Origin of the sequence: Rothia sp. HMSC066G02 (assembly GCF_001813145.1) — a bacterium.
GTDB lineage: Bacteria > Actinomycetota > Actinomycetes > Actinomycetales > Micrococcaceae > Rothia.
The window spans coordinates 123,419-146,115 of record NZ_KV811595.1 but is presented as its reverse complement, the minus strand read 5'-3'; the positions used below and the strand labels follow the sequence as shown (position 1 = coordinate 146,115).

Here is a 22,697-nt window from a genome sequence, read left to right as displayed (position 1 = left end):
CACGCTGAGGGCTAAAGCCTTAGAACGCCGAAGAAGTAGCGTTCAGAACGCCAGTGCCCAGACCAACGAAAATCAGGATACCGAGCGCAATGCGGTACCAGATGAAAATGCCGTAGGACTTCGAAGACACGTACTTCAGGAACCAGCCAATCATCAGGTAACCCACCACAAACGCAACCAGAGTAGCCACGATAGTCGAGGGAATACCGTAGTAGCCGGTCGCCTCCTCGCCGGTGACCACCTTGAAGGTCTTGTACAGGCCAGACATGAACACGGCGGGCATGGCCAGCAGGAACGAGTAACGTGCCGCAGCCTCACGGGTGTAACCCATGAACAGACCCGCAGTAATCGTACCGCCCGAACGGGAAACACCCGGGATCAGTGCCAGCGCCTGTGCGCAACCGTACAGCAGGCCGTGACGGAACGTCAGGTCCTTCAGCTCACGCTGCTCACGACCAAAACGGTCCGCAAGGCCCAGGAACACAGCAAACACAATCAGCATGGTCGCCACAATCCACAGGCTACGGAACTGCGTGTCAATGTAGTCTTCCAACAGCAGACCCAGAACGCCGATGGGCAGGGAGCCAATAATAATCAGCCAACCCATGCGGGCATCCGGGTCATTGCGCGGTACACGACCGGTAAGAGCGCCAAACCACGCCTTCACAATGCGCACAATATCGCGCCAGAAAAAAATCAAGACCGCGGTCTCAGTACCCAGCTGGGTGATTGCGGTAAACGCGGCGCCCGGGTCAGCCTTCTCCGGCAGGATCTGGCCAACAATGTTCAGATGCGCCGATGACGAAATCGGCAGAAATTCGGTCAGGCCCTGAACAAAGCCCAAAATAATTGCTTGAATCCATTCCACGCATTCAAGGATACAGGAGGCGCACCCGCCCGGGGCGGTTCGCCGAAGGTGATGTGGAACCTCCGCAAACCACCCCGTCCACACTGTGAAACGCTCAGGGTGCCGTTTCAGGAGGTACACCGCGGTGCATCCACGGCTCAAAGACGCGTCAACGGCGCGCTCTCCTGCGCAAGCGTACTAGCCGCACGACCAGTCAAAAACACCGGTCTCAAAATCAAAAACAGCGCTACCGCACCCAAAATTCAGCACATCAAACTCATCGAACTCAATATAACTAGCCGTCATACCCTCCGGCAGGCTCTGCGCATAAAAATGAGTGCCGCCCAGATGAGTACCCACCGCAATTAGCGGCTTCGCCCACTCAAACCACGCCGAATCCTCAGCATCCCAATCGAAAGGACTCAGATAACCAGTCTGCGGGTCCACATTCTCAAACACATCACTGGGGACCTTACCGGCATTCGGGTCATCCGTCGGAACCCACCCCACCAGAGCAGGCTTACGAGCCAGCGGCGGCTGCTGATCCGCCAACGCCCAGGCGCTGAAGCTCTCCTCCTCACCGCGGTGCTCACCGGGTCGGCGCACATCCTCAGGTGGCTGTGTACGGGACGAGAACTCCTCCTCATTCAGGTACAGCACCGCAAACTCGGCATCCAAAATATCGCGCAACAACAACTGATACGGATGCACCCGCGCCCGCGCATACTGCACCTCAAACGGGTCATCACTAGCAGCATTAGCAACACCCTCAGTCGCCTCATCCTCAGCGAACTGGCCATCACCGGCGAAGAAAGAGAACGCCACAACGCCCGGATACTTCTGCGCATCCGGCAGGTACTCCCCCGGCAACCTCACCGTAAAAATATGCTGCATCGGCAAACCAGTAAACGTACTGCGCGGCCACTGATCCTGCTCAATACCGGGACCAGCCGAACCCACCCAGCCAGCCTCCCACACCTCGGCGGAACCGGCAGGCAGAGCAGTATCATCACCACCGCGCAGCTCATAATTCCAGGCACGAACAGAAGAATCGGTGCCCGCCGCATCAACGGGGCTAAACACCATCGCGTAGCTTTTCATGAGAGTTCCTCCCTGCAGATTATTCGCCCCACAGCACGCCGATGCACACAACACCTGCGCACATTAAACGACTAAGGGCGGGATACATACTCCCAGTATGCATCCCGCCCCCACATCATGCACGGTCAATGGTCACCAGCCAGCGGTCACCCGCCAACCCCGCACGAAATATGTACGGCTATCGCCTACGCCTGGCGCTCATCACGCAGCGCACGGTTCACAGCCGAAATCATCGCCTTCAACGCCGCACGAGTCGTCGAGCTGTCCACACCAATGCCCCACAGTACGCGAGAACCAACAGCAGCCTCAACGTAGCAGGCAGCGTTAGCAGTCGACGAAGACGACATGGTGTGCTCCGAATAATCCATCACGCGAATATCCACGCCCTCGCCCGAAAGGATGTTCTGCAGAGCATCCACCGGACCGGTACCCGAAGCGGAACGAGTGTAGGTGTGGCCATCAATGTTCAGACCAACACGCAGATTGGTCGCACCAGTATCAGCCGAATCAATGTTAATCGACTCAATACGGTACTTACCCCAACGGTTCTGCGGATCAGCAGCAGGCAGGTACTCATCCGCGAAGATGTTCCACAGCTTCTCGCTGGTCATCTCGCCGCCCTCAGCGTCAGTACGAGCCTGAACAATCTTTGAGAACTCAACCTGAGCACGACGCGGCAAATCCAGACCGTGATCCTGCTTCAGCAGGTACGCCATACCGCCCTTACCGGACTGCGAGTTCACACGAATAATCGCCTCATAGGTACGACCCAGGTCGCGAGGATCAATCGGCAGGTACGGAACCTCCCAGTAAACCTCATCCACGGTCTTACCAGCCTCAGCAGCGGTACGCTCCAGAGCCTCAAAGCCCTTCTTAATAGCGTCCTGGTGAGAACCAGAGAACGCGGTGAACACCAGGTCACCACCATACGGCGAACGCTCGTGCACCTTCAGCTGGTTGCAGTACTCAACAGTCTTACGGATACCGTCAATATCAGAGAAATCAATCTGCGGATCCACACCCTGGGTGTACATGTTCAGGCCCAACGTCACCAGGTCAACGTTACCGGTGCGCTCGCCATTACCGAAGAGGCAACCCTCAATACGGTCAGCACCCGCCAAGTAACCCAGCTCAGCAGCAGCCACGCCGGTACCGCGGTCATTATGCGGGTGCAGCGACAGCACAATGTGCTCGCGGTGGTTCAGGTTGCGGTGCATCCACTCGACAGAGTCAGCGTAAACGTTCGGGGTAGCCATCTCAACGGTAGCGGGCAGGTTCACAATCAGCTCGCGGCCGTTCTGACCGACCTCCAGCTCCTCAGCCACAGCGTTCACCACGCGAGCCGCGTACTCCAGCTCAGTGCCGGTGAAAGACTCGGGCGAGTACTCGTAGATGACCTTAGTGTCAGAGATCATCTGCTCTTCGTACTTGCGGCACAGGCGCGCACCCTGCAGGGCGATATCCAGCACGCCCTCCTGATCCTGGTTGAACACCACGCGACGCTGCAGAACGGAGGTCGAGTTGTAGAAGTGCACAATCGCCTGAGGTGCGCCCTCAATCGCCTCAAAAGTGCGGGCAATCAGGTGCTCACGCGCCTGCACCAGAACCTGAATGGTCACATCCGAAGGAATGTGGCCGTCCTCAACGAGAGTGCGCACAAAATCAAAGTCAGTCTGCGACGCCGAAGGGAAACCAACCTCAATTTCCTTGTAACCCATCTTCACCAGCAGCTTGAACATCGCAAGCTTACGGTCGGTGTCCATGGGGTCAATCAGCGCCTGGTTGCCGTCACGCAGATCCACTGCGCACCAGCGCGGAGCCTTCTCAATGACCTTATCCGGCCAGGTGCGGTCCGGCAGGTCAACAACAATCTGCTCGTGGAAAGGGCGGTACTTGTGTACCGGCATGGGGCTGGGCTTCTGGTGGTTTTTCATGATGAATTTCCTGTGGGTTGGTCCGTCTCGCTCTACCCCAATTGTGGGGCTCGTACCGTGCCGGGTATCGGTCCCCGGCAGCCGTGGTCAAGGCGGTGCATCAGAAAGGATGCAAAGGTGAGATGCCGCGTCAAAAAGCCGGAACGGTCGCGGCAGATTCTAGTGTGCCCCGTTCCGGCGAATAAGCAGCAGGTTCACTGCCTGGCGGGTAACCCCACGCATGCTCTCACCGTCAATAGTCATGCCTCCACGCTATCACAGGGGTCGGAGGCGGCGGCAGGGCACCCGGGAAGCCGTCCATCATCTGGAAAGAATCAACGACAAAGGGGCGCAGCCACCATTTCTGGCGCTACGCCCCTTCACTCAATATTCACGTATCTGCGCTATGTTCTACTAGCTACAACCTAGTAGGCGAAAGCAGTCTGGCACTTGTGCTGATCAGCAGTCTGACCGGTCGCGTTACCCGCAATCGCAGCCTCCTGCTTCTCCATCGCCTCACCGGACGGGAAGTCAGTACCAATCGTCACCGACACGCCCAGAACCTCTTCAGTAGCCACCACGCGGGTCACGTTCAGCTTCGCGGCGATTTCCTTCGCCTCCGCCTCGTAACCGGTCGAGTAGAACACCGTGGTGAAGTTCGTCGGGTTAGCCGAAGTACCGGGAGTAACATTCGTGTAGCCTAGGCCCTCAATCACCGAAGCGATCGTAGCCGAGCGACCATCCAGACCGGTCGCGTTGTACACGTTCACCGGAACCGTACGATCCAGCTGAACCGGAGCGGCAGAAGTAGCCGGCGCCTCCGGAGCCTTCTCCTCCTTCAGCGACTTATCGTCACGCAGACGCTGGAACACGTTCGCAGCATCCGCAGAAACCTGCAGGCGGTTCTCATCCTGGCTCCACGGCTCAGTCGGCACCGTCGCAAACACAACATTCGACAGGTCCACGCCACCAAGAGCCGCACCAACACCCACCAGAGTGCTGATATTACCCAGGTTCTTATCCACCGTCACGTTCTGAGTAATCGCCTCAGCAATATTAATCAGACGGCCCGGATTCGACAGAGTACCCTCGCTCTTCACCTTACGCAGCAGCGAAGACAAGAAGCCCTGCTGAGCCTGAATACGACCAATATCGGAACCATCCGAGAAGCCGTGGCGGCTACGCAAGAACGCAAGAGCCTGCTCACCCTCAACAGTAGAAGTACCCGCAGGAAGCTTCAGGCCACTGTACTCGTCATCAATCGGAGCGTCCACACACACCTGAACGCCGCCAACAACCTTCGACAGCTCCTTCACAGCGTTAAAGTCCACCAACATGAAGTGGTCAATATTCACACCGGTCAGCTTGCTAATGGTTGCCACAGTACAACCGGGGCCACCGCGAGACAGAGACTCGTTAATCTGAACGTTCTCCTCAGCCGGGTACACGGTGCCGCTCTCAGGATCAGTACACTGCGGCACATCAACCATCAGGTCACGCGGGAACGACAGCACGCTCACGTTCTTACGGTCCTTGCTGATCTGCAGCAGCATCATCACGTCCGCGCGAGCCTCAGAATTGCGGTCATCCTCATCGCCGTACGCGCCGTTATTGCCCTTACGGGTGTCGGAGCCAATCACGAGAATGTCCAAGGCGCCGTTCTCCAGGCCGTTCTTGTAATTGCTGATGTTCAGCTCCTGAGTATGCAGATTATTGCGCATACGCAGAGCCAACACGCCACCAAAGCCAACAACAATGACGAGCATGCAAGCAGTAAGCAGAGCAATCCACTTATTGCGGTTTGAAGTCATCACCGTCGTGCGCATATGACGACCGGTGCTTCGTAAACGAGGTGCCTGGGGCATACCTTTTCTCTTTCTGCCGGTGAGCAAGTGCTTTCTCAGAGTAACACTCTTCCCTATGAGCGCCGAATGAGAGTGAAAAGTTTCACCCGGAGGCATGCACATATTTCTGCAAGCCACCGGGTGAAAACTATGGATGCGCGACCGCCCCCAAGGACAAACCCCTCAGGGCGATGCGCTCAGGAAAGCTACTAGAATCCCAGACGGTTCAACGCACGCGCGTCAGACTGCCACTCCTTCGCAACCTTCACATGAATATTCAGGTAAATGCGGGTACCGAGCATCGCCTCAATCTGCTCACGAGCCTTCGTACCAATCTTGCGCAGATTCGAGCCGCCCTTACCGATAATGATGTACTTCTGCGACTCACGCTCCACAAACAGGTTCACGTGCACATCCAGCAGCGGGTTATCCTCCGGGCGGCCCTCACGGAACTCCATCTCCTCAACCGTCACAGCAATCGAGTGGGGCAGCTCCTCACGCGCACCCTCCAGAGCTGCCTCACGCACCAGCTCCGCAATGAGGGTTGCCTCCGGCTCATCGGTCAGCTCACCCTCGGGGTACAGCGGCGGCGACAGCGGAGTGTACTGCGCCAGCAGGTCAGCAACCGCATCCACCTGGAAATGCTTCACAGCAGACACCGGGATAATCGCAGCCCAGCCGCCCTTACCGTCAACCGGCATCGGCTCAGCGACCTCACCGGCACGGCGCTTAGCCGCAGGGCCCGAACCCTTCGCGAAAGGCACAGCATCATTCTTGCCGCCCTTACCCTTGGGGCCCTTACCTTTCTGCTTCGCACGATGCGCGGCGCGCTTAGCACGAGCCGCACGCTCAGCGCTCATGACTTCCTCGCCGAGCGCCTCAACAGCCAGCAGCTGCTCACGCAGCTCGTCGGAGTTCACGGTATCGGCCTTGGTCACAATAGCAACCACCGGCTTATTGCTCGACGCCACCAGCTGCGACGCAATGTAACGGTCACCCGGACCGATCTTCTCATTCGCCGGAATGCAGAAGCCCAGCACATCCACCTGCGAAAGAGTGCTCGCCACCAGGTCGTTCAGACGCTCACCCAGCAGAGTGCGGGGGCGGTGAATACCCGGGGTGTCCACCAGAATCAGCTGGTACTCGTCCTTGTGCACAATACCGCGGATCGTGTGGCGGGTCGTCTGCGGACGGTTCGAGGTGATAGCCACCTTCTGACCGACCATAGCGTTCGTCAGAGTAGACTTACCCGCATTCGGGCGGCCCACCAGCGACGCGAAGCCCGAACGGAAATTCTCCGGGTAGGTCGGTAGCGGGGTGCTCAAGTCCAGAGTGCTCAAATCGAGCGGGGTGTACTCCTGGTCCATGTGTTTCTCCTTGTTAAATCCCGGGGTCAAACCCCGTGCGGGGTATGGGATGCCAGCCTCATCTGCCTGCGCCTTCCGGGGCGGGGCGGCCGACTCAAAGTGTGTTAGGGAAAATGCGGTGTCTATATTCGATATCTAGCGGTTGCCGTGCTGATCGATTGCCGGTTCAGCCTCTGCAATATCTCCCGGAAGATCCGGATGCGCATGCGGCTCAGCTACAGCGGGCGGGTCGGTATCCACGGTGAGGATGTCAGCAACCTCAGACTTCGGGGAATTAGAGGCCGGGGAATTAGACGCCGTGGAACCTTCAGCGTTCTGCTGCTCATCACGAGGCGGCTCATACCACGCCTGCAACATATCGACCTGGTGGCGGCGGCCCGACGAACCAATCGCACGAATATGAATGCCGTCAATCTCAATCTCAGAACCGACAATCGGCACCATACCCAGATGCTTAGCGAGCAGACCGCCCACCGTATCAACATCTTCATCGTCGAGTTCACGACCGAAAATTTCGCCCAGCTCATCAATACCCAGACGGGCAGAGAGACGGAACGTGCCGTCGTCATTCAGCGTGTACTCGGGGCGCTCACGGTCGTACTCATCAGAAATGTCACCGACCAGCTCCTCAATCAGGTCCTCAAGGGTAATCAGACCGGCGGTGCCGCCGTACTCATCAACAATGATCGCCACGTGCGTGGACTCGCGCTGCATCTCACGCAGCAGGTCCATGGCGCGCTTCGACTCGGGCTCAAAACGAGCCGGGCGCATCAGCTCAACCACGGTCGGCAGGGCGGTACCCTCCGGAGACTCCGAATGCAGGATGAAGGCGCGCATCGCGTCCTTCAGGTAGAGCACGCCCAGAATCTCATCGCTCGAATCACCAATCACCGGCATGCGCGAATAACCCGAACGCAGGAACAGGCTCAGCGCCTCACGCAGAGGGGTGTCACGGCTGGCGGTGAGCATGTCGGTACGCGGAACCATGAGCGAACGGATGCGGGTATCGTCCATCTCAAAGACGGACTGCACCATCTGCGCCTCGTCGTCCTCAATGGTTTCAGCGTCGGAGGCGCGGTCCAGGAACTCGCGCAGCTCCTCCTCATCGAACACGCCCACCGGGGCCTCAGCCGAACGTTCCGGCGCCAGGCGCACACTGAGCTTATCGAGCAGACCGGTCGCCGGGCTCAGCAGAACCGACAGATAGTGCACCGGGCGAGCCAGCACACGAATCGACGCGACCGGGCGGTTACGTCCCAGAGCACGCGCCAGCACATGCAGAATCGGGTAGCCCACCAGCGCAACAATCACGAGGGTCAGCACGATGGCGAGCGCGTGCACCTCGACCAGGTTCAGCAGGCAGGTCATGGTGGCGAGCACCGCGGCGGCTGCCGCAATGAGGCGGGTCAGGCGCAGCGGGTGCGTGTACGCCTCAGAGTCACCGTCGAGGGTGCGCTGCAGGACGCGGGCGCCGAGGGTGTCCGGGTGTGCCTCCACCGCTTCCTCAGCCTCGTTGTGCGGCAGGTAGGTGAATGCGGTTTCGGCGATTGCCGCGACCACGGTCAGGCAGAGCGCGAGAACGGCGAGGAGGGCTGTGAGTAGAATGTCCACGCCGCTCCCCTAGTGTCGGGTTTCGACCGGTGCCGGGCGGCCCAGGAACTCTTCGAGGATGGAGCGCTGAATGCCGAACATTTCAGCTTCCTCTTCGGCGGTGCCGTGGTCGTAGCCCAGGCAGTGCAGAATACCGTGGGTGGTGAGCAGGCACAGCTCATCCAGGGTGCTGTGGCCCGCATCCGCGCCCTGACGTGCGGCAACGGGCGGGCAGAGAACGATGTCGCCGAGCATACCACTGGAGGGGTTTTCGGGGGTTCCCGGTTCCAGCTCGTCCATGGGGAAGCTCATCACGTCGGTGGGGCCGGGCAGGTCCATCCACTCGATGTGCACGCGCTCCATCTCGTCTTCGTTCACGATGGCGATGGACAGGTAGGTGTCATCGGCAAGGTGCATGCGCTTGAAAGCGTGCTCGACGAGGCGGGTGAGCACCTCGGTGTCTACCGCCTCGAAGGATTCGCGGACGAACGCGTCGGTTGCCGGGTCAGCACCGGTTGCGGGCTCTTCGCAGTCGAATTCAATCTCTGCCACCGTTTAGCGTCCTTCCGGGGTGGTCTGTGCGTTATCGGAGTTTGCCTGGTTCTGCGCGGCGTTCTTTTCAACGTTCTTTTCGGAGCCGCCGTTAATACCAGCGCGGTCCAGCAGCTTCTCAGCTGCGGCCTCGATGGTGGCGCGCTTGACCTTGCGGTTGCGCTTGCGTTCCATTGCCTTCTGGTCTTCGCCCCACTGATCGTAGGCGGACACAATATTCGAGACCAGGGTGTGGCGCACCACGTCGGAGGATTCCAGGATGCTGAAGTGAATATCCTCCACACCCTGCAGAATGTTGCGCACCTGCTTCAGGCCGGATGCGGCGCCACCGGGCAGGTCAACCTGGGTGATATCGCCGGTAATGACCATCTTCGAGCCGAAGCCCAGGCGGGTCAGGAACATTTTCATCTGCTCGGCGGTGGTGTTCTGCGCCTCGTCGAGGATGATGAACGCGTCGTTGAGGGTGCGCCCGCGCATGTACGCCAGCGGTGCGACCTCAATGGTGCCCGCCTCCATGAGCTTGGGGATGGTTTCGGGCTCGAGCATGTCGTGCAGCGCGTCGTAGAGCGGGCGCAGGTACGGGTCAATCTTCTCGTTGAGGGTGCCGGGCAGGAAGCCCAGACGCTCGCCGGCCTCCACGGCGGGGCGGGTGAGGATAATGCGGTTCACCTCGTGGCTCTGCAGCGCCTGCACAGCCTTCGCCATGGCGAGGTAGGTCTTACCGGTACCCGCCGGGCCGATGCCGAAGATGACGGTGTTCGCGTCGATAGCGTCCACGTACTTCTTCTGGTTAATGGTCTTGGGGCGAATCGTGGTGCCGCGGGTGGAGAGGATGCTGGTGGACAGCGAGTGCGCCGGGTTGCTCAGTTCGTCGCCGAGCATGCCCATGAGGCGGTGAATGACCTGCACGGTAATCTGCGTGTCGTGGCTGGAGAGTACGCGCAGCTCGTTCAGCAGCTTTGCGGCGGTGTTGACGGCCTCGGAGGGGCCGGTGATGAGCACGTCCAGGTCCTTGGGACGCAGGCTAATCTGCTCGAAGTAGTCCTCGATAATCGCCAGGTGCGCGTCCTGCGGGCCGAGCACGGCGATCATTTCTGCGGCGCTCTTGAAGGATACGGTGCGCGCGGTCGAGAGAGGTCGGGAGGTAGTCATATGGGCTCCTTGGCTAGTGATGTATTTACAAGTATAGATGCGCGTGATGCACCACGCACCGGAGGGAATCCAGTAGCGGGCGCTCTACCAGCGGCCCAGCACCACGTTCAGGGTGCACATGGCGGCAGAACCGGCGGTGGAGGAACGCAGCACCTCGTCGCCGAGTAGTGCCAGCTGCGCGCCGGCGTCGGTGAAGAGCTGCACTTCGCGGTCGCTGATGCCGCCTTCGGGGCCGACGAGCAGGTAGATCTCTTCGGGCAGGTTCTCTGCCTCTACCAGCTTGCGTGCCAGGGCGCTGAGGCGTTCGGTCGCCTGCTCATGCAGGATGAACACGGCGGCGGACTGCTCGGAGCCTTCACCGGCAACTTCTTCAATGAGTTCCACCAGGTCGGCGGTGCTGTACAGGTCGTACACTTCGGGAATGAGCGCGCGGCGCGACTGCTTCGCCGCGGCGGTGACGGTGTTCTGCCACTTGGTGTGTGCCTTGGAGGCGCGCTCCCCCTTCCAGCGCACGATGGAGCGGTCCGCGCTCCACGGAAGCACACCGTACACGCCCAGCTCGGTCGCGGTTTCGATGGCGAGCAGGTCGCGGCCGTCCTTCGCGAGCGCCTGCACCAGGTAGATGGAGGGCACGCTACGTTCCTCGCGCAGCTCCTGCACCTGCACGCTCACGCCGTCCGCATTGATGGAGGCGACCGTACCGAGTGCGCGGCGGCCGGTGCCGTCGCCCAGGTCGATGCGTTCGCCGAGCTCAAGGCGCTTGACGAGGGCGTGCTTGCCTTCGGAGCCGCCGAGCGCACAGGTGGCGCCGGGGGTGAGTGCGTCGTATTCTTCCGTGCTGATGTAGAAGATGGGGGCGCTCATGGTTCTCCTTGAGGTGCGGGCTGAAAGCGTGGGTGGAGTGTGAAATAGGTGTATAGCTTAGCGCGGGCGCGTACAGCGCAATGCTGACAGGAATGCGGCGGGTGCGGGTTGAGTACCGCACCCGCCGCATCCTCAGCTTGGTGTAGGAATCCTACTTGAACTGGTCCTTCAGGCGGGAGAAAAGACCGCCGCGGGACTTGACCTGCGAACCTTCGGTGAGGGATTCACCGCGCAGGGAAGCGAACTGGCGCAGCAGTTCACGCTGTTCTTCGGTCATGTCGGTGGGGGTGACCACCTGGATACGCACCAGCAGGTCGCCGCGACGCTCGGTGCCAAGCACGGTTGCGCCCAGGCCGTTGAGGGTAATCACGTCGCCGCTCTGAGTGCCTGCGGGGATAGCAACTTCCTGGTCGCCGTCGAAGGTCTTCAGCGGGATGGTGGTGCCCAGTGCCGCCGCAACCATGGGGATGTTCACGGTGGTGACAAGGTTGTCGCCCTCGCGGCTGAAGTACTTGTCGCGCTTGACGTTCAGGTCAATGTACAGGTCGCCGTTGGGGCCACCGTACAGGCCTGCCTCGCCCTTGCCGCGCAGGCGGATACGCGCCTGGTCGTGCACGCCGGCGGGAACGTTGAAGGTCAGCGGCACGTCTTCACGTACGCGGCCCTGACCGTGACATTCAGGGCAGGGGGTCTTGATGACGGTGCCGTAGCCGTGGCAGTCGGGGCATTCGACCTGCTGCATGACGGTACCGAGGATGGACTGCACGCGGCGCTGCATGAAACCGTGACCGGAGCAGGTGGTGCAGGTTTCGGGCTGGGTGCCCTCTGCGGTGCCTTCACCGTTACAGGACTTACAGGTTACGGCGGAGCGACGCTCAATGGTCTTCTCAACACCGAACACGGCATCCTGCAGGCTGATGGAGACGGTAATCAGGTCGTCCTGGCCCTGACGCATGCGGGATGCGGGGCCGCGGGCGCCTGCCGCGCCGCCGGTGAACATGTTCAGCAGGTCCTCGAAACCGCCGAAGCCGCTGAATCCGCCGCCCGGGTAGCCGCCGCCTCCGGGGTAGCCTGCGCGGCCCTGTTCGTCGCCGGTGGTGTCGTAGTTGCGGCGCTTTTCAGGGTCGGAGAGCACCTCGTAGGCGAGGGTGACGCGCTTGAATTCTTCGGCTGCGTCCTCGGAGGGGTTCACGTCGGGGTGCAGCTGGCGTGCCTTCTTTCGGTACGCCTTCTTGATCTCTTCGGGGCTGGCGTCTTTCGATACGCCGAGAGTATCGTAGTGGCTCATGCGTTTCCTTCCTCTCGAGACGATGGCGGTGCTCGATGAGTGCACCGCCAACAATGGTCGTATCAATTCTAGGGGATACTACCCCCGACCCGATACAATGGCTAGGCTGAAAGGGGGTCGCTCCCGCTATCCGCTTAATCTGCGGTGCGCTCCGAACCCCGTTTTAGTTCCCCCGCCGGTTCTGTCTCACGGTTCCGTCTGATTGTTCTGTCTCACGGTTCCGGCGCGGTCACCGCCCCTACTGGCTCTGCTGCCCCTACCGCCCCAAAGGAGAATACGTTGAGTACCCACCACTCCCCCTACGGCTGGGGTGCCCAGGATCTAAACGCCGCCCGCATGAGCCGCCAGGCGCCGGCCCCACGTAAGGTGCCGCTGCGCCGCGGCCTGCTGATTGAGGATATTAACGGCTGGGTGGGTGAGGTCGTGAAGGCTGAACGCATCGGCGGTGCCCTGTTCTTCGGACTCGAAGACGCGAAGGGTCGCGTAAAGAATTTCCCGCTGGGTCCGGGCTACCTGATTGAGGGTGAGCCCGTTGAGATTGTCGCCCCGGTGGCGGCGAAGGAGCCGAAGTGCACGATTTCTCGTTCCGGTTCTATCGCGGTGAAGAACGCCCCGGCTCGGGTGGCGCGCGCCTCCCGCATCTGGGTTGAGGGTCTGCACGACGCCGAGCTCGTGGAGAAGGTCTGGGGCCACGATCTGCGCGTTGAGGGCATTGTTGTGGAGCCGCTGCACGGCGTGGATGATCTTGCCGGCGCTATTCGTGAGTTCGCGCCGGGCCCGGGCCGCCGCCTGGGTATTCTGGTCGACCACCTGATTGAGGGCACGAAAGAGCAGCGCATTGTTGCCGAGGCGCTTGCCGTGCCGGGTGCCGCCGGGCACGTGAAGATCGTGGGTCACCCGTTCATCGATATTTGGCAGGCGGTCAAGCCCTCGGTGCTGGGTCTGAAGGCGTGGCCGCAGGTTCCGCGCGGTGAGGACTTCAAGAAGGGCACGCTGCGTCGTCTGGGTCAGCCGCACGAAACGCAAGCGGATGTGGCGCAGGCGTGGAAGCATATTCTCTCCCGCGTTGACTCATACGCTGACCTGGATCCGACGCTGCTCGGTCCGGTCGAATCGCTCATCGATTTTCTCACCGAGCCGGGTGCCTAGCCGCACCCGAGACCCGCTATTGCGCCCCCGTATGCGGGCGCAGGTGTGAATTTGCTCAGAACCTTTCCCTCCAGGGCATTATCCTGTGGGTTTTGCCAGCTAAAGCGGTACAATGGTTGAGCGTGTGGCATTGCCCCTGTGGGTTTTGCCGCAACATCACTACACTCTTAGGTCACCACCGCTCAAACGATTCACCTCCTCGGAGGGCAGATCCACCGGCTTAGGTGATCACCACAAGAAACTTCTATCGAACCAGGATTTTCGTGACTAACGATGTTCGCCCGGCAACCGGGCCTCAGAAAACCCGTAAGATTAGCGTGATTCAGGACCGCAACCGTGCGACTCTCGCGCATTTCGGCGGTATTCTCGGCATCATCCCTTCCGCTGCGGTTTTCTACGTCAGCCGCAATAACGCACCCTTCGCTGAGCAGGAAGCTCGCGAGGCGATGAACTTCACCCTCCTGCCCTCCATTGCTCTGGTGGCGCTGTGGGTACTGTCCTTCCTGCCCGGCATGGGCAACACTGCCATGGTTCTGGGCGCGCTCGTGTGGCTGTTCATGGCGGTTGCATCTGTCCGAGCCGGTATTGAGGTGAACCGCGGTGAGCCGTACAGCTACCGCATTAACCCGCGCCTGCTGGACCGCTTCTACTCCACCGAGAACGCAGAATCCGCAGAATCCTAAGAACTGCCGGTCCTAAACCGCGCTGTCTCAGAACCGCGCTGATAACTTTTACGATGAACGCCCCGCACGTTGTGTGCGGGGCGTTCTACGTTTAAGTGGGGCTTCTTTGCCTAGTGCGCGTGAATTGCTGCAAACTCTACCGAATGGTGCTGTAGATAATCGTTGTTAAACGATCGTGGGCCCCTGTTACCAGGAGCCCACAACCGTATTCACTCAACTTCAGCAAAGACGAGAACACGCTGTTAGACATATACCGTCCTGCCATGACCTATTATGGCACAGCGTAACCTTCAACCACAACTTGAAATTGGGTGTTTTGGAGAATTTTTTCTAAGGAAAGTAATCGAAAAATACGCATCCCAAAAGCGGCATGAAGGAGTGGAAAATTCTTTCGGCTAGTCCAGCACAAATGCGAACAATTAGCACACCGGTGTAAGGTGTGATGCTCCCCCAAAGTCCCTCCAAACAGACCCGAAAAAATTTTTTAAAAGTTTTTCTGAACCCACAAAAACACCCCGAAATCACCGAAATATTACGGCAATACCGGGGTGCACGCCGCGTGCAGGCGGCGGCAGAGACAAGGGGCAAATGAAGTTGAACCAGATCTGAGCCAAGACACAGCTCCAGCTGAAAAGCCCCTAATCAAGCAGGTATTTCTAGTGCTCTTCAGAGACCTCCGGGAGCAGCTCGCGGGTGACCGCATCGCCCAGCAGGCGGCCCTTGAGGGTTAGTCGCACGTGGGCTTCAGGGTCAGGTTCAGCTTGAGAATTCAAAGCATCAGGCTCAATCAGAGCTTGAGAAACCAGCCAGCGCAGGGAGGCACCCAGCTGCGCCTCATCGTGCACGGCGAGCAGCTCGCGCATCGCCAAGCCCTCACGCACACGGATCATGAGCATAACCGTCTCAAAAGCACGAGTGGCGGTGTCCAGCACCTCACGTGCCGCCGCCGGGGACTCCCCCGCACGCACCTTCTGCGCATACGGCACCGGGTGCTTCACGTTCCACCAGCGGGTACCGTTCACGTGCGAGTGCGCGCCGGGGCCGATGCCCCACCAGTCCTGGTTGCGCCAGTAGGCGAGGTTGTGGTCGCTGCGGGTGTCCTCGCTGCGCGAGTAGTTGGAGACCTCGTACCAGTTGTAGCCGGCTTCGGTGAGTAGCTCCTCGGCGAGCAGGTACATGTCCGCCATGAGGTCCTCATCGGGTATGGTGTATTCGCCGCGGCGGATCTGCGCGGCAAGCTTGGTGCCGTCCTCCACGATGAGCGAGTACGCCGAAATGTGGTCCGGCTCGTAGGAGATTGCGGCGCGAACGCTGCGCTCCCACTGGTGCAGGCTCTCCCCCGGCGAACCGTAAATCAGGTCCACGGACACCTGCAGGCCGACCTCCTTAGCCCAGGCGACGACCTTCGGCACGTTCGACGGCGTGTGGGTGCGGTCGAGTACCTGTAGCACCTCGGGGACGACGGACTGCATGCCGAAGGAGACGCGGGTGAAACCGCCGTCCTTGAGGGTCTGCAGGTCTTCGCGGGTTACGGAGTCGGGGTTCGCTTCGGTGGTGACTTCTGCGCCTTCGACGAGGCCGAATACGTCGATGGCTGCCTGCAGGATGCGCACGAGGTCGCGGGCGGGCAGTTTGGTGGGGGTGCCGCCTCCGAAGAAGACGGTGTGCATGGGGCGTTTTGCGACGCCGGATGCCTCGAGGGTGCGGGCGGCGAAGAGGATTTCTGCGATGGCGTCGTCGGCGTAGGTGCCGAGGCCGATGCCGTCGCCGAAGTCTTCGGTGGCGTAGGTGTTGAAGTCGCAGTAGCCGCAGCGTACGGAGCAGAAGGGGATGTGTACGTAGAGGCTGAAGTCGCGGGTTTCGCATCCTGCCGCGCTGATGGCGGGGATGCGCCCGTCGCGGGGTGCGGGGGCGCCGGTGGGCTGGGCGGGCATTCTGCCTCCTGGAACTAGGTGTGGCGGTTGGGGGAATCAAATATGGGCACCGCGCATGCGGCTACGCGGTTAGCATCAACGGGCGGTATATCAACAGACAGCGTGCAGAGAACCCGGCGGTACACGAGGCACCAGCCGGGTTCTCATATGTCTAACTTTCGTAGGGCCCCATAAATCGTGAGCCATTGAAATGAATCATATGAGTCGGGTCGCTCTCCAGCCAGACTTCTGTCTCCCAAGCAATATCCATTAGGTGAGAGCGGAGTACTTGTCGGTTCGGGAAACAGGAAACATACACGATTCCAACTTTCGAACCTTTAAAAAGTGATTCCAAATCTTTCTTACGGAGAGGATTTACTGGACCATGAGTTGTTACTGCTTCCATTAAAAAGAGCCAGTTTTTATCCTTCTGATACACAACCAAGTCAGGCATCTTTCCGTGCATATCAAGATTAATACCAAGAGAGGAAAGTAGCTCTTCGTTATAATTTGATGTTTTACTATCCGCGTCACCTATATACAGAACCTGGCCCCCTGGCGCAAAACGAGGACAAAATTCCTCAACCATAGATTTAATTAATTTATTTTGACCGCCGGGGTTAATGTATGCAATTTCATTCGAGGGCATACGAACCGGAATCTTGTGTATTTTACGCTCTTCACGTTGCAATTCCACTAGGCTCGGAGCATATGCTAGATATTCTTCAAGAGCAATACGAAATTCACTAGAAGTATCATCATTGCTTCCTGAATACATGCGAATCACACTTAGCGCATTGGGGCTAACCCTATATACATTTTTTGATGAATTAGTCGCGCGATTCGGATCATCATCATTGTGTTCGCAAAAAGCTGCCGCGACAAACTGATGAAGAACCTCTCTGCGTATAGTCTCCCTGGAGTTTTCTGCAATTGGGAAATCAAGATTATTCCTCATCCAATCCATCAGACCACGCACTCCGATTCGATTATTTGTTGCTTGATCCCAGGTATCTCCTTCACGAAGGTTCAACAGCGACAGAAGAGTCCTTGCTGCCATATCATTAGTTCGTTTTTCATCAAACTCAAAGAGCTTCAAAAGTCTTTTAGCTTCTTCATGTATGCTCATACGGCTTTCTCCTTCTTAATCTGTAGAGATTCGATATTATCTGAAAGAATCTCAGAAATGTCCTGAGTCGGTTGTTTTGAATGGGCAAGTTTTCGCAAAGAACTTATTGAAGGGAACGGAAGTTGACGCAAATCTCCAGCATTTACCTGGGTATGTCCACTGAAAATGCGAAAATAATCGTCTACTTGGGCTGAGTTTAGCCATCGCTCAATTCCTATAGCGACGTCCTTTTCAAGACCTGAGCCATTATTGTGAATATAGTTCACCTTATTATCTACTGCGAACAAGTTATTTGAATGGTACAAGGCTGCGCTTATGCGACGCTTCTCTTCTTTCGCAGAGAAACGCTTCACAAGGACATACCAACCTGGTGAAATAACATTTTTTGCCGTATTTGGATGAAACCCATCAACCCACTGTTCTTTTTTGCAAGATTCAAGAGGATGGATTACTTGTCCATTAAATATATGGGAAGCATGAATGAGAGGTAGAGAACCAACAAGTTGATTCTCAAGAAGAATCTCACGAGAACGGAAACCCACCACTTTACCTGTCGAAACATTCAGATTCAAAGAGGATAACGTTTCCTTGGCATGGGACATTCGCTCAATAATCTCCCCGTCATAATCTGTATTGGGGACAAAGATAAAATCACCAGTTACAACTTGAGTGTACGGAACCAAACGCGTAGAGACTGTTCCCTTATGGTCATGCGATACACTTAGCTGCACATGAGATTTTGCTACTCCCTTATACATACCAGTGATAACTGTTTCCTGGAGTACTCCAGACTCCCCAAAAACAGAAGAACGAGACTCAAAACTATGGATAGAATCAATACTAGATTCTTTGAGTAATTCTTGGCGAAAAGCAGTGTAGTAGGTTCCATTCATCCATGAACGCGGGGTAATGGACACCTGATAGCCACCATCCTTCAAAAGGCGCTCACCTAGAGACATGAAGGCGGCATACATATTGGGCACATTGCATCCATGTGAGCGTAGAATTTGAGCTACTTCTGACTTACTTGCAATCTTAAAATACGGTGGATTCTGAATAACATAGTCAAACAGGCTCTGACCTTGCAAAGCCCATTCAATAAAATCTTGATTAACGTATTCAAGATGCACCCCTGGGCGAGAACAATCTTTCAGAGTATTCTTCAACGCAGGAATGAGCTCAGAATCTTTTTCTACAGCAATAATCTCAAGATTAGTTTCTGGAGATTCTCGTGTAAATCGGTCCACAACTGCTGCTGTCAATATGCCAGATCCTGCGCCAGGGTCTAGGATACGAACTTTATTAGAAGTTGGAAGAGGCAACATCTGCGCCATCATCTGCGCGACTGCGAGCGGGGTAAAAAACTGACCTTGGTCGCTTTGGCTCTTCTCATCGAGAGCACTCATAGCCTGCTGTCGTCGTATCTCAGCGCGTTCCACAAATTCCATACTTCAAGGGTAACTGTACCCCTGATGCGTGCCAAGTCAGTTCGTCATCTCAGGAATGTCCTACGCAAATTGATGTGTTTTCTAAGCTAGACAGCAGAGAACCCGGCGGTACACGAGGCACCAGCCGGGTTCTCCACAATCAACAGGTCAGCACACAGCCGGAAAAGCTACAGCAGCGAAAGGCTACTTCTTCTTTTCCTTCTCCTCGCCCGAAGACAGTGCCGCAATGAAGGCTTCCTGCGGAACCTCCACACGACCGACCATCTTCATGCGCTTCTTACCTTCCTTCTGCTTCTCCAGCAGCTTACGCTTACGCGAAATATCGCCACCGTAACACTTAGACAGAACGTCCTTACGCATCGCACGGATATTCTCGCGGGCAATAATACGCGAACCGATAGCCGCCTGAATCGGCACCTCAAACTGCTGGCGAGGAATCAGTTCACGCAGCTTAGAAGTCATCATCAGGCCGTACGAGTACGCCTTATCGCGGTGAGTAATGGCGCTGAACGCATCCACCTTCTCACCCTGCAGCAGGATGTCGACCTTCACCAGGTCAGCCTCTTCCTCACCGTCGAACTTCCAGTCCAGCGACGCGTAACCGCGGGTACGGGACTTCAGCTGATCGAAGAAGTCGAACACGATCTCCGCCAGGGGCAGGCGGTAACGCATCTCCACACGATCCTCGGAGAGGTAATCCATGCCGCCAATCTGGCCGCGGCGAGCCTGGCACAGCTCCATGATTGCGCCAATGTACTCGCTCGGGGCAATAATCGTACACGCCACCATGGGCTCGCGAATCGTCGCGACCTTACCCTCGGGGAATTCGCTCGGGTTGGTCACGCGCTTAGCGTTGCCGGCCTCGTCCACCACGTCGTAAATAACGTTCGGTGCGGTCGAAATCAGGTCCAGGTTGAACTCGCGTTCCAGACGCTCACGCACAATCTCCAGGTGCAGCAGACCCAGGAAGCCACAGCGGAAACCGAAGCCCAGAGCGGCAGAGGTTTCCGGCTCGTAAATCAGTGCGGCGTCGTTGAGCTTCAGCTTATCCAGCGCGTCACGCAACGCCGGGTAGTCCGAGCCATCAATCGGGAACAGGCCCGAGAACACCATCGGCTTGGGGTCCTCGTAACCGCCCAGGGACTCCTCGGCGGGCTTAGCGGCGGAGGTGACGGTATCACCCACACGGGACTGACGGACGTCCTTCACACCGGTAATGAGGTAACCCACCTCGCCCACACCCAGGCCCTTCGAGGGCACGGGCTCCGGCGAAATCACACCGATTTCGAGCAGGTCATGCTCAGCGCCGGTGGACATCATCTTAATCTTCTGACGCGGCTGCAAGCTACCGTCCACAACACGCACATAGGTGACCACGCCGCGGTACGAGTCGTACACCGAGTCAAAAATCATGGCACGCGCCGGGGCGGATGCGTCACCCTGCGGGGCGGGAATCGCCTCCACAATACGGTCCAGCAGAGCCTCAACACCCTCACCGGTCTTACCCGATACGCGCAGAACCTCGTCCGGCTCGCAACCAATCAGGTTCGCCAGCTCCTCAGCATACTTATCGGGCTGAGCCGCGGGAAGGTCAATCTTGTTCAGCACCGGGATGATGGTCAGGTCGTTCTCCATCGCCAGGTACAGGTTCGCCAGGGTCTGAGCCTCAATACCCTGGGCGGCGTCCACAAGCAGAAGCGCACCCTCACACGCAGCCAGGGAGCGGGACACCTCATAGGTGAAGTCCACGTGGCCGGGGGTGTCAATCATGTTCAGCGCGTAGGAGGTGCCGTCAACGTCCCAGGGCATGCGCACAGCCTGGGACTTAATGGTGATACCGCGTTCACGTTCAATGTCCATGCGGTCCAGGTACTGCGCCTTCATATCGCGCGGGGCAACCACGCCGGTGGCCTGCAGCATACGGTCTGCGAGGGTGGACTTACCGTGGTCAATGTGGGCGATAATGCAGAAGTTGCGAATAATCGCGGGGTCGGTCGCCGCCGGAACGGGCGGGTTCTTCGACATGGGTGCCAATCACATCATCCTTTCGAGATGCTGGCTGCGGGTATGGGCATAGTTACCTATCATTTTCCCATACCCGCGCCATATGTGCGAACGGACCTAACGTTCCGAAGAATCCTCCGCAGAATCCGCACCATCATCGGCAGGGTTTACGCCCTCGGAGGCGCCGCTGAGGGAATCCAGGTAGCCCTCAATATCCTCGGCAATCACCTCACCGGAGACAGTGCGCAGAGTCGAATCCATCTTCTGCTCAATCTCACGCACCAGCTCGACCTTCTCGTAGTCCTTCGCCATTTCTTCGGCGAGTTCCGCCTCCCACTCATCAGCATGGGTGCGCAGGCGGTCGTACTCCTCAGACTCGACCTTGATACCGAGGATGACCTCCAGCGCCTCGATCAGGCTCACGACCGCACGCGGGTTCTGCTGGTCAAAGCTCAGATACCCCGGGATGCTCATACGCAGCATGACCGAGGAGGACAGGCCGTGCTCGGCGGCGAGCGCAGACATTGCCATCGTCACCGAGGTAGAACCGGTGAAATACTCGTGCAGAATACCGGGGATTGCCGCCAGCTTCTCGTCGTAAGTGGTCAGCGTGTACGGGTACGGGCGGGTGTGCGCCACCTGATCCTCAAAGGTCTCAACGAAGATCGCGTGGTCCACGTGGAGCTTCTTCACGTACTTGAAGAAGCGGGTCATGAACCGCTGCAGGCACAGGCTCGGGGCGGGGCCGGTCACCACGAGCAGGCGCAGGTGGCGCTCCGGGATGGTGACCATGTTGTAGAACATCTTGGGCCACACCAGAACCGTGGATTCGGAGTCGTCGCTGTTCTGTAGCTGCGGGGCGACGGAAGCATAGTCGTAGAAGTCGTCCATGTCGAAGCCGGGGCTCTCATCGCAGGGGTCGAACGCGCGGTGAATCACGTCGAGGGCGTCTTCACCGTTGCCCGGGGGTTCCTTCGCGGAGTTGAAACCGACCAGCATGACGGTGGTGTAGTTGTCCTCTTCGGAGGATTCGCCCAGGCCAAGCTTGCCGAGCAGTCCCTTCTTTGCGGACTGTTCTGTGGAGGCGGGCTTGGCGAAAGCGTCAAAGAGTCGGGCGGGCGGGAAGTTCGGCTGGCTCATCGTTGTCCTTAGCTCGTGGTCGGTGGTTGTGTGGTGGGTGGTGTTGTAAAAAATATGTTCTATATTCGGTTATGCCGCCCAAAACCCCGGACGGAAAGGGAAACTATGTTAGAAAGGCAGAAGCGCCAAATCGTATGGAGTGCCAGCATAAACATCTGGCAACTCACCATTAGCTACCTTCTCACGATACAAAAGGGTTACTTCGCTGTAGTTGAAGGGGAATTCCTTAGCTTCGTTCCTACGCTTAATCTCTGCTAAACCCCACTCATATTCGGCACCGGGGCGTGCCACCGGAGCGTTGAAAAAACGCCCTTTCAACTCAGCACGCATCCACCCCTCCGGAGTATTTGCATCAGATATGGGCTTCGTAAAATCGAACGGGGCACGCCAATACTCAGGGTCTTCACGATAATCGTAAGCTTCTTCTGCAATCTCGCTACTCATGGGGAACCTCCTGATAATATGCAAAAATGTGTACCCACACCGGCGCCATGTGCAACGCCGCGTGGGGCGCTAAAGATAGGTGCGGGCGGTGTGCGGTACCGCTGATAGTTCCCACTATACGGCCTCTTCCGCGACCCGCAAGCAGTTTCGTCACCGGGCGCGGGCGCCTCCCCATAATCCTGCTAAAAAATTCAGTAACGAGTCGTCAGCTACGAATACATCACCTACAAGCAGATGTGTATAGATATCGGCTTGCTATTTGTATCGGA

18 protein-coding genes are annotated in these 22,697 nt (G+C 58.1%); 2 read left to right on the top strand and 16 right to left on the bottom strand.

What is annotated here, in order from left to right:
* Positions 1 to 19 precede the first annotated feature (19 nt).
* The 10 genes from HMPREF2894_RS06405 to dnaJ form a co-directional block, all read right to left on the bottom strand.
* Positions 20 to 868, bottom strand: coding sequence for an undecaprenyl-diphosphate phosphatase (locus tag HMPREF2894_RS06405; protein ID WP_044145830.1), 849 nt, complete (start codon positions 866 to 868; stop codon positions 20 to 22).
* A gap of 177 nt (positions 869 to 1,045) precedes the next feature.
* Positions 1,046 to 1,948, bottom strand: a complete 903-nt coding sequence (locus HMPREF2894_RS06400; RefSeq protein ID WP_070678353.1) for a hypothetical protein — start codon at positions 1,946 to 1,948, stop codon at positions 1,046 to 1,048.
* A 185-nt stretch (positions 1,949 to 2,133) separates the two neighbouring features.
* Entirely contained in the window at positions 2,134 to 3,882 is a 1,749-nt protein-coding gene (leuA, locus tag HMPREF2894_RS06395) for a 2-isopropylmalate synthase (RefSeq protein ID WP_070678350.1), read from the bottom strand.
* A gap of 404 nt (positions 3,883 to 4,286) precedes the next feature.
* Positions 4,287 to 5,726, bottom strand: a complete 1,440-nt coding sequence (locus tag HMPREF2894_RS06390; RefSeq protein ID WP_049356922.1) for an LCP family protein — start codon at positions 5,724 to 5,726, stop codon at positions 4,287 to 4,289.
* A gap of 188 nt (positions 5,727 to 5,914) precedes the next feature.
* Positions 5,915 to 7,072 carry a GTPase Era gene (locus HMPREF2894_RS06385; RefSeq protein WP_210399405.1) on the bottom strand — a complete coding sequence of 386 codons (1,158 nt, stop codon included), beginning with the start codon at positions 7,070 to 7,072 and terminating at the stop codon, positions 5,915 to 5,917.
* Positions 7,073 to 7,207: 135 nt separating this feature from the next.
* A complete protein-coding gene (locus HMPREF2894_RS06380; RefSeq protein WP_070678347.1) occupies positions 7,208 to 8,683 on the bottom strand; it encodes a hemolysin family protein in 1,476 nt (491 codons plus the stop codon).
* A 9-nt stretch (positions 8,684 to 8,692) separates the two neighbouring features.
* Positions 8,693 to 9,214, bottom strand: a complete 522-nt coding sequence (gene ybeY / locus HMPREF2894_RS06375) for an rRNA maturation RNase YbeY (protein WP_070604298.1) — start codon at positions 9,212 to 9,214, stop codon at positions 8,693 to 8,695.
* 3 nt (positions 9,215 to 9,217) lie between these two features.
* The gene (locus tag HMPREF2894_RS06370) at positions 9,218 to 10,366 is read right to left on the bottom strand and encodes a PhoH family protein (RefSeq protein ID WP_070678344.1); all 1,149 of its coding nucleotides are present in this window, start codon (positions 10,364 to 10,366) and stop codon (positions 9,218 to 9,220) included.
* Between the two features lie 84 nt (positions 10,367 to 10,450).
* The gene (locus HMPREF2894_RS06365; RefSeq protein WP_070666560.1) at positions 10,451 to 11,230 is read right to left on the bottom strand and encodes a 16S rRNA (uracil(1498)-N(3))-methyltransferase; all 780 of its coding nucleotides are present in this window, start codon (positions 11,228 to 11,230) and stop codon (positions 10,451 to 10,453) included.
* Between the two features lie 151 nt (positions 11,231 to 11,381).
* On the bottom strand, positions 11,382 to 12,518 hold the full coding sequence (dnaJ, locus tag HMPREF2894_RS06360; RefSeq protein ID WP_070678342.1) for a molecular chaperone DnaJ: 1,137 nt from the start codon (positions 12,516 to 12,518) through the stop codon (positions 11,382 to 11,384).
* 279 nt (positions 12,519 to 12,797) lie between these two features.
* Here dnaJ and HMPREF2894_RS06355 point away from each other — a divergent pair, with 279 nt between their 5' ends.
* Entirely contained in the window at positions 12,798 to 13,667 is an 870-nt protein-coding gene (locus tag HMPREF2894_RS06355) for a DUF3097 domain-containing protein (protein WP_070678339.1), read from the top strand.
* A gap of 263 nt (positions 13,668 to 13,930) precedes the next feature.
* On the top strand, positions 13,931 to 14,350 hold the full coding sequence (locus tag HMPREF2894_RS06350; RefSeq protein WP_070543537.1) for a DUF4870 domain-containing protein: 420 nt from the start codon (positions 13,931 to 13,933) through the stop codon (positions 14,348 to 14,350).
* 656 nt (positions 14,351 to 15,006) lie between these two features.
* Here HMPREF2894_RS06350 and hemW read toward each other — a convergent pair.
* The 6 genes from hemW to HMPREF2894_RS06330 all read right to left on the bottom strand — a co-directional run bounded on the left by hemW (position 15,007) and on the right by HMPREF2894_RS06330 (position 22,428).
* The gene (gene hemW / locus HMPREF2894_RS06345; protein WP_070678337.1) at positions 15,007 to 16,284 is read right to left on the bottom strand and encodes a radical SAM family heme chaperone HemW; all 1,278 of its coding nucleotides are present in this window, start codon (positions 16,282 to 16,284) and stop codon (positions 15,007 to 15,009) included.
* 151 nt (positions 16,285 to 16,435) lie between these two features.
* The gene (locus HMPREF2894_RS08955; RefSeq protein WP_083303613.1) at positions 16,436 to 17,392 is read right to left on the bottom strand and encodes a BsuBI/PstI family type II restriction endonuclease; all 957 of its coding nucleotides are present in this window, start codon (positions 17,390 to 17,392) and stop codon (positions 16,436 to 16,438) included.
* Positions 17,389 to 18,840, bottom strand: a complete 1,452-nt coding sequence (locus HMPREF2894_RS08950; protein ID WP_083309918.1) for an Eco57I restriction-modification methylase domain-containing protein — start codon at positions 18,838 to 18,840, stop codon at positions 17,389 to 17,391. Before HMPREF2894_RS08950 ends, HMPREF2894_RS08955 begins: the two co-directional genes overlap by 4 nt.
* Before the next feature lie 183 nt (positions 18,841 to 19,023).
* Complete coding sequence (gene lepA / locus HMPREF2894_RS06340) at positions 19,024 to 20,865, bottom strand: translation elongation factor 4 (protein WP_371325810.1); 1,842 nt, start codon at positions 20,863 to 20,865, stop codon at positions 19,024 to 19,026.
* A gap of 96 nt (positions 20,866 to 20,961) precedes the next feature.
* Complete coding sequence (locus tag HMPREF2894_RS06335; protein WP_070678329.1) at positions 20,962 to 21,984, bottom strand: PAC2 family protein; 1,023 nt, start codon at positions 21,982 to 21,984, stop codon at positions 20,962 to 20,964.
* Positions 21,985 to 22,092: 108 nt separating this feature from the next.
* Complete coding sequence (locus HMPREF2894_RS06330; RefSeq protein ID WP_070678326.1) at positions 22,093 to 22,428, bottom strand: hypothetical protein; 336 nt, start codon at positions 22,426 to 22,428, stop codon at positions 22,093 to 22,095.
* Positions 22,429 to 22,697: the final 269 nt, after the last annotated feature.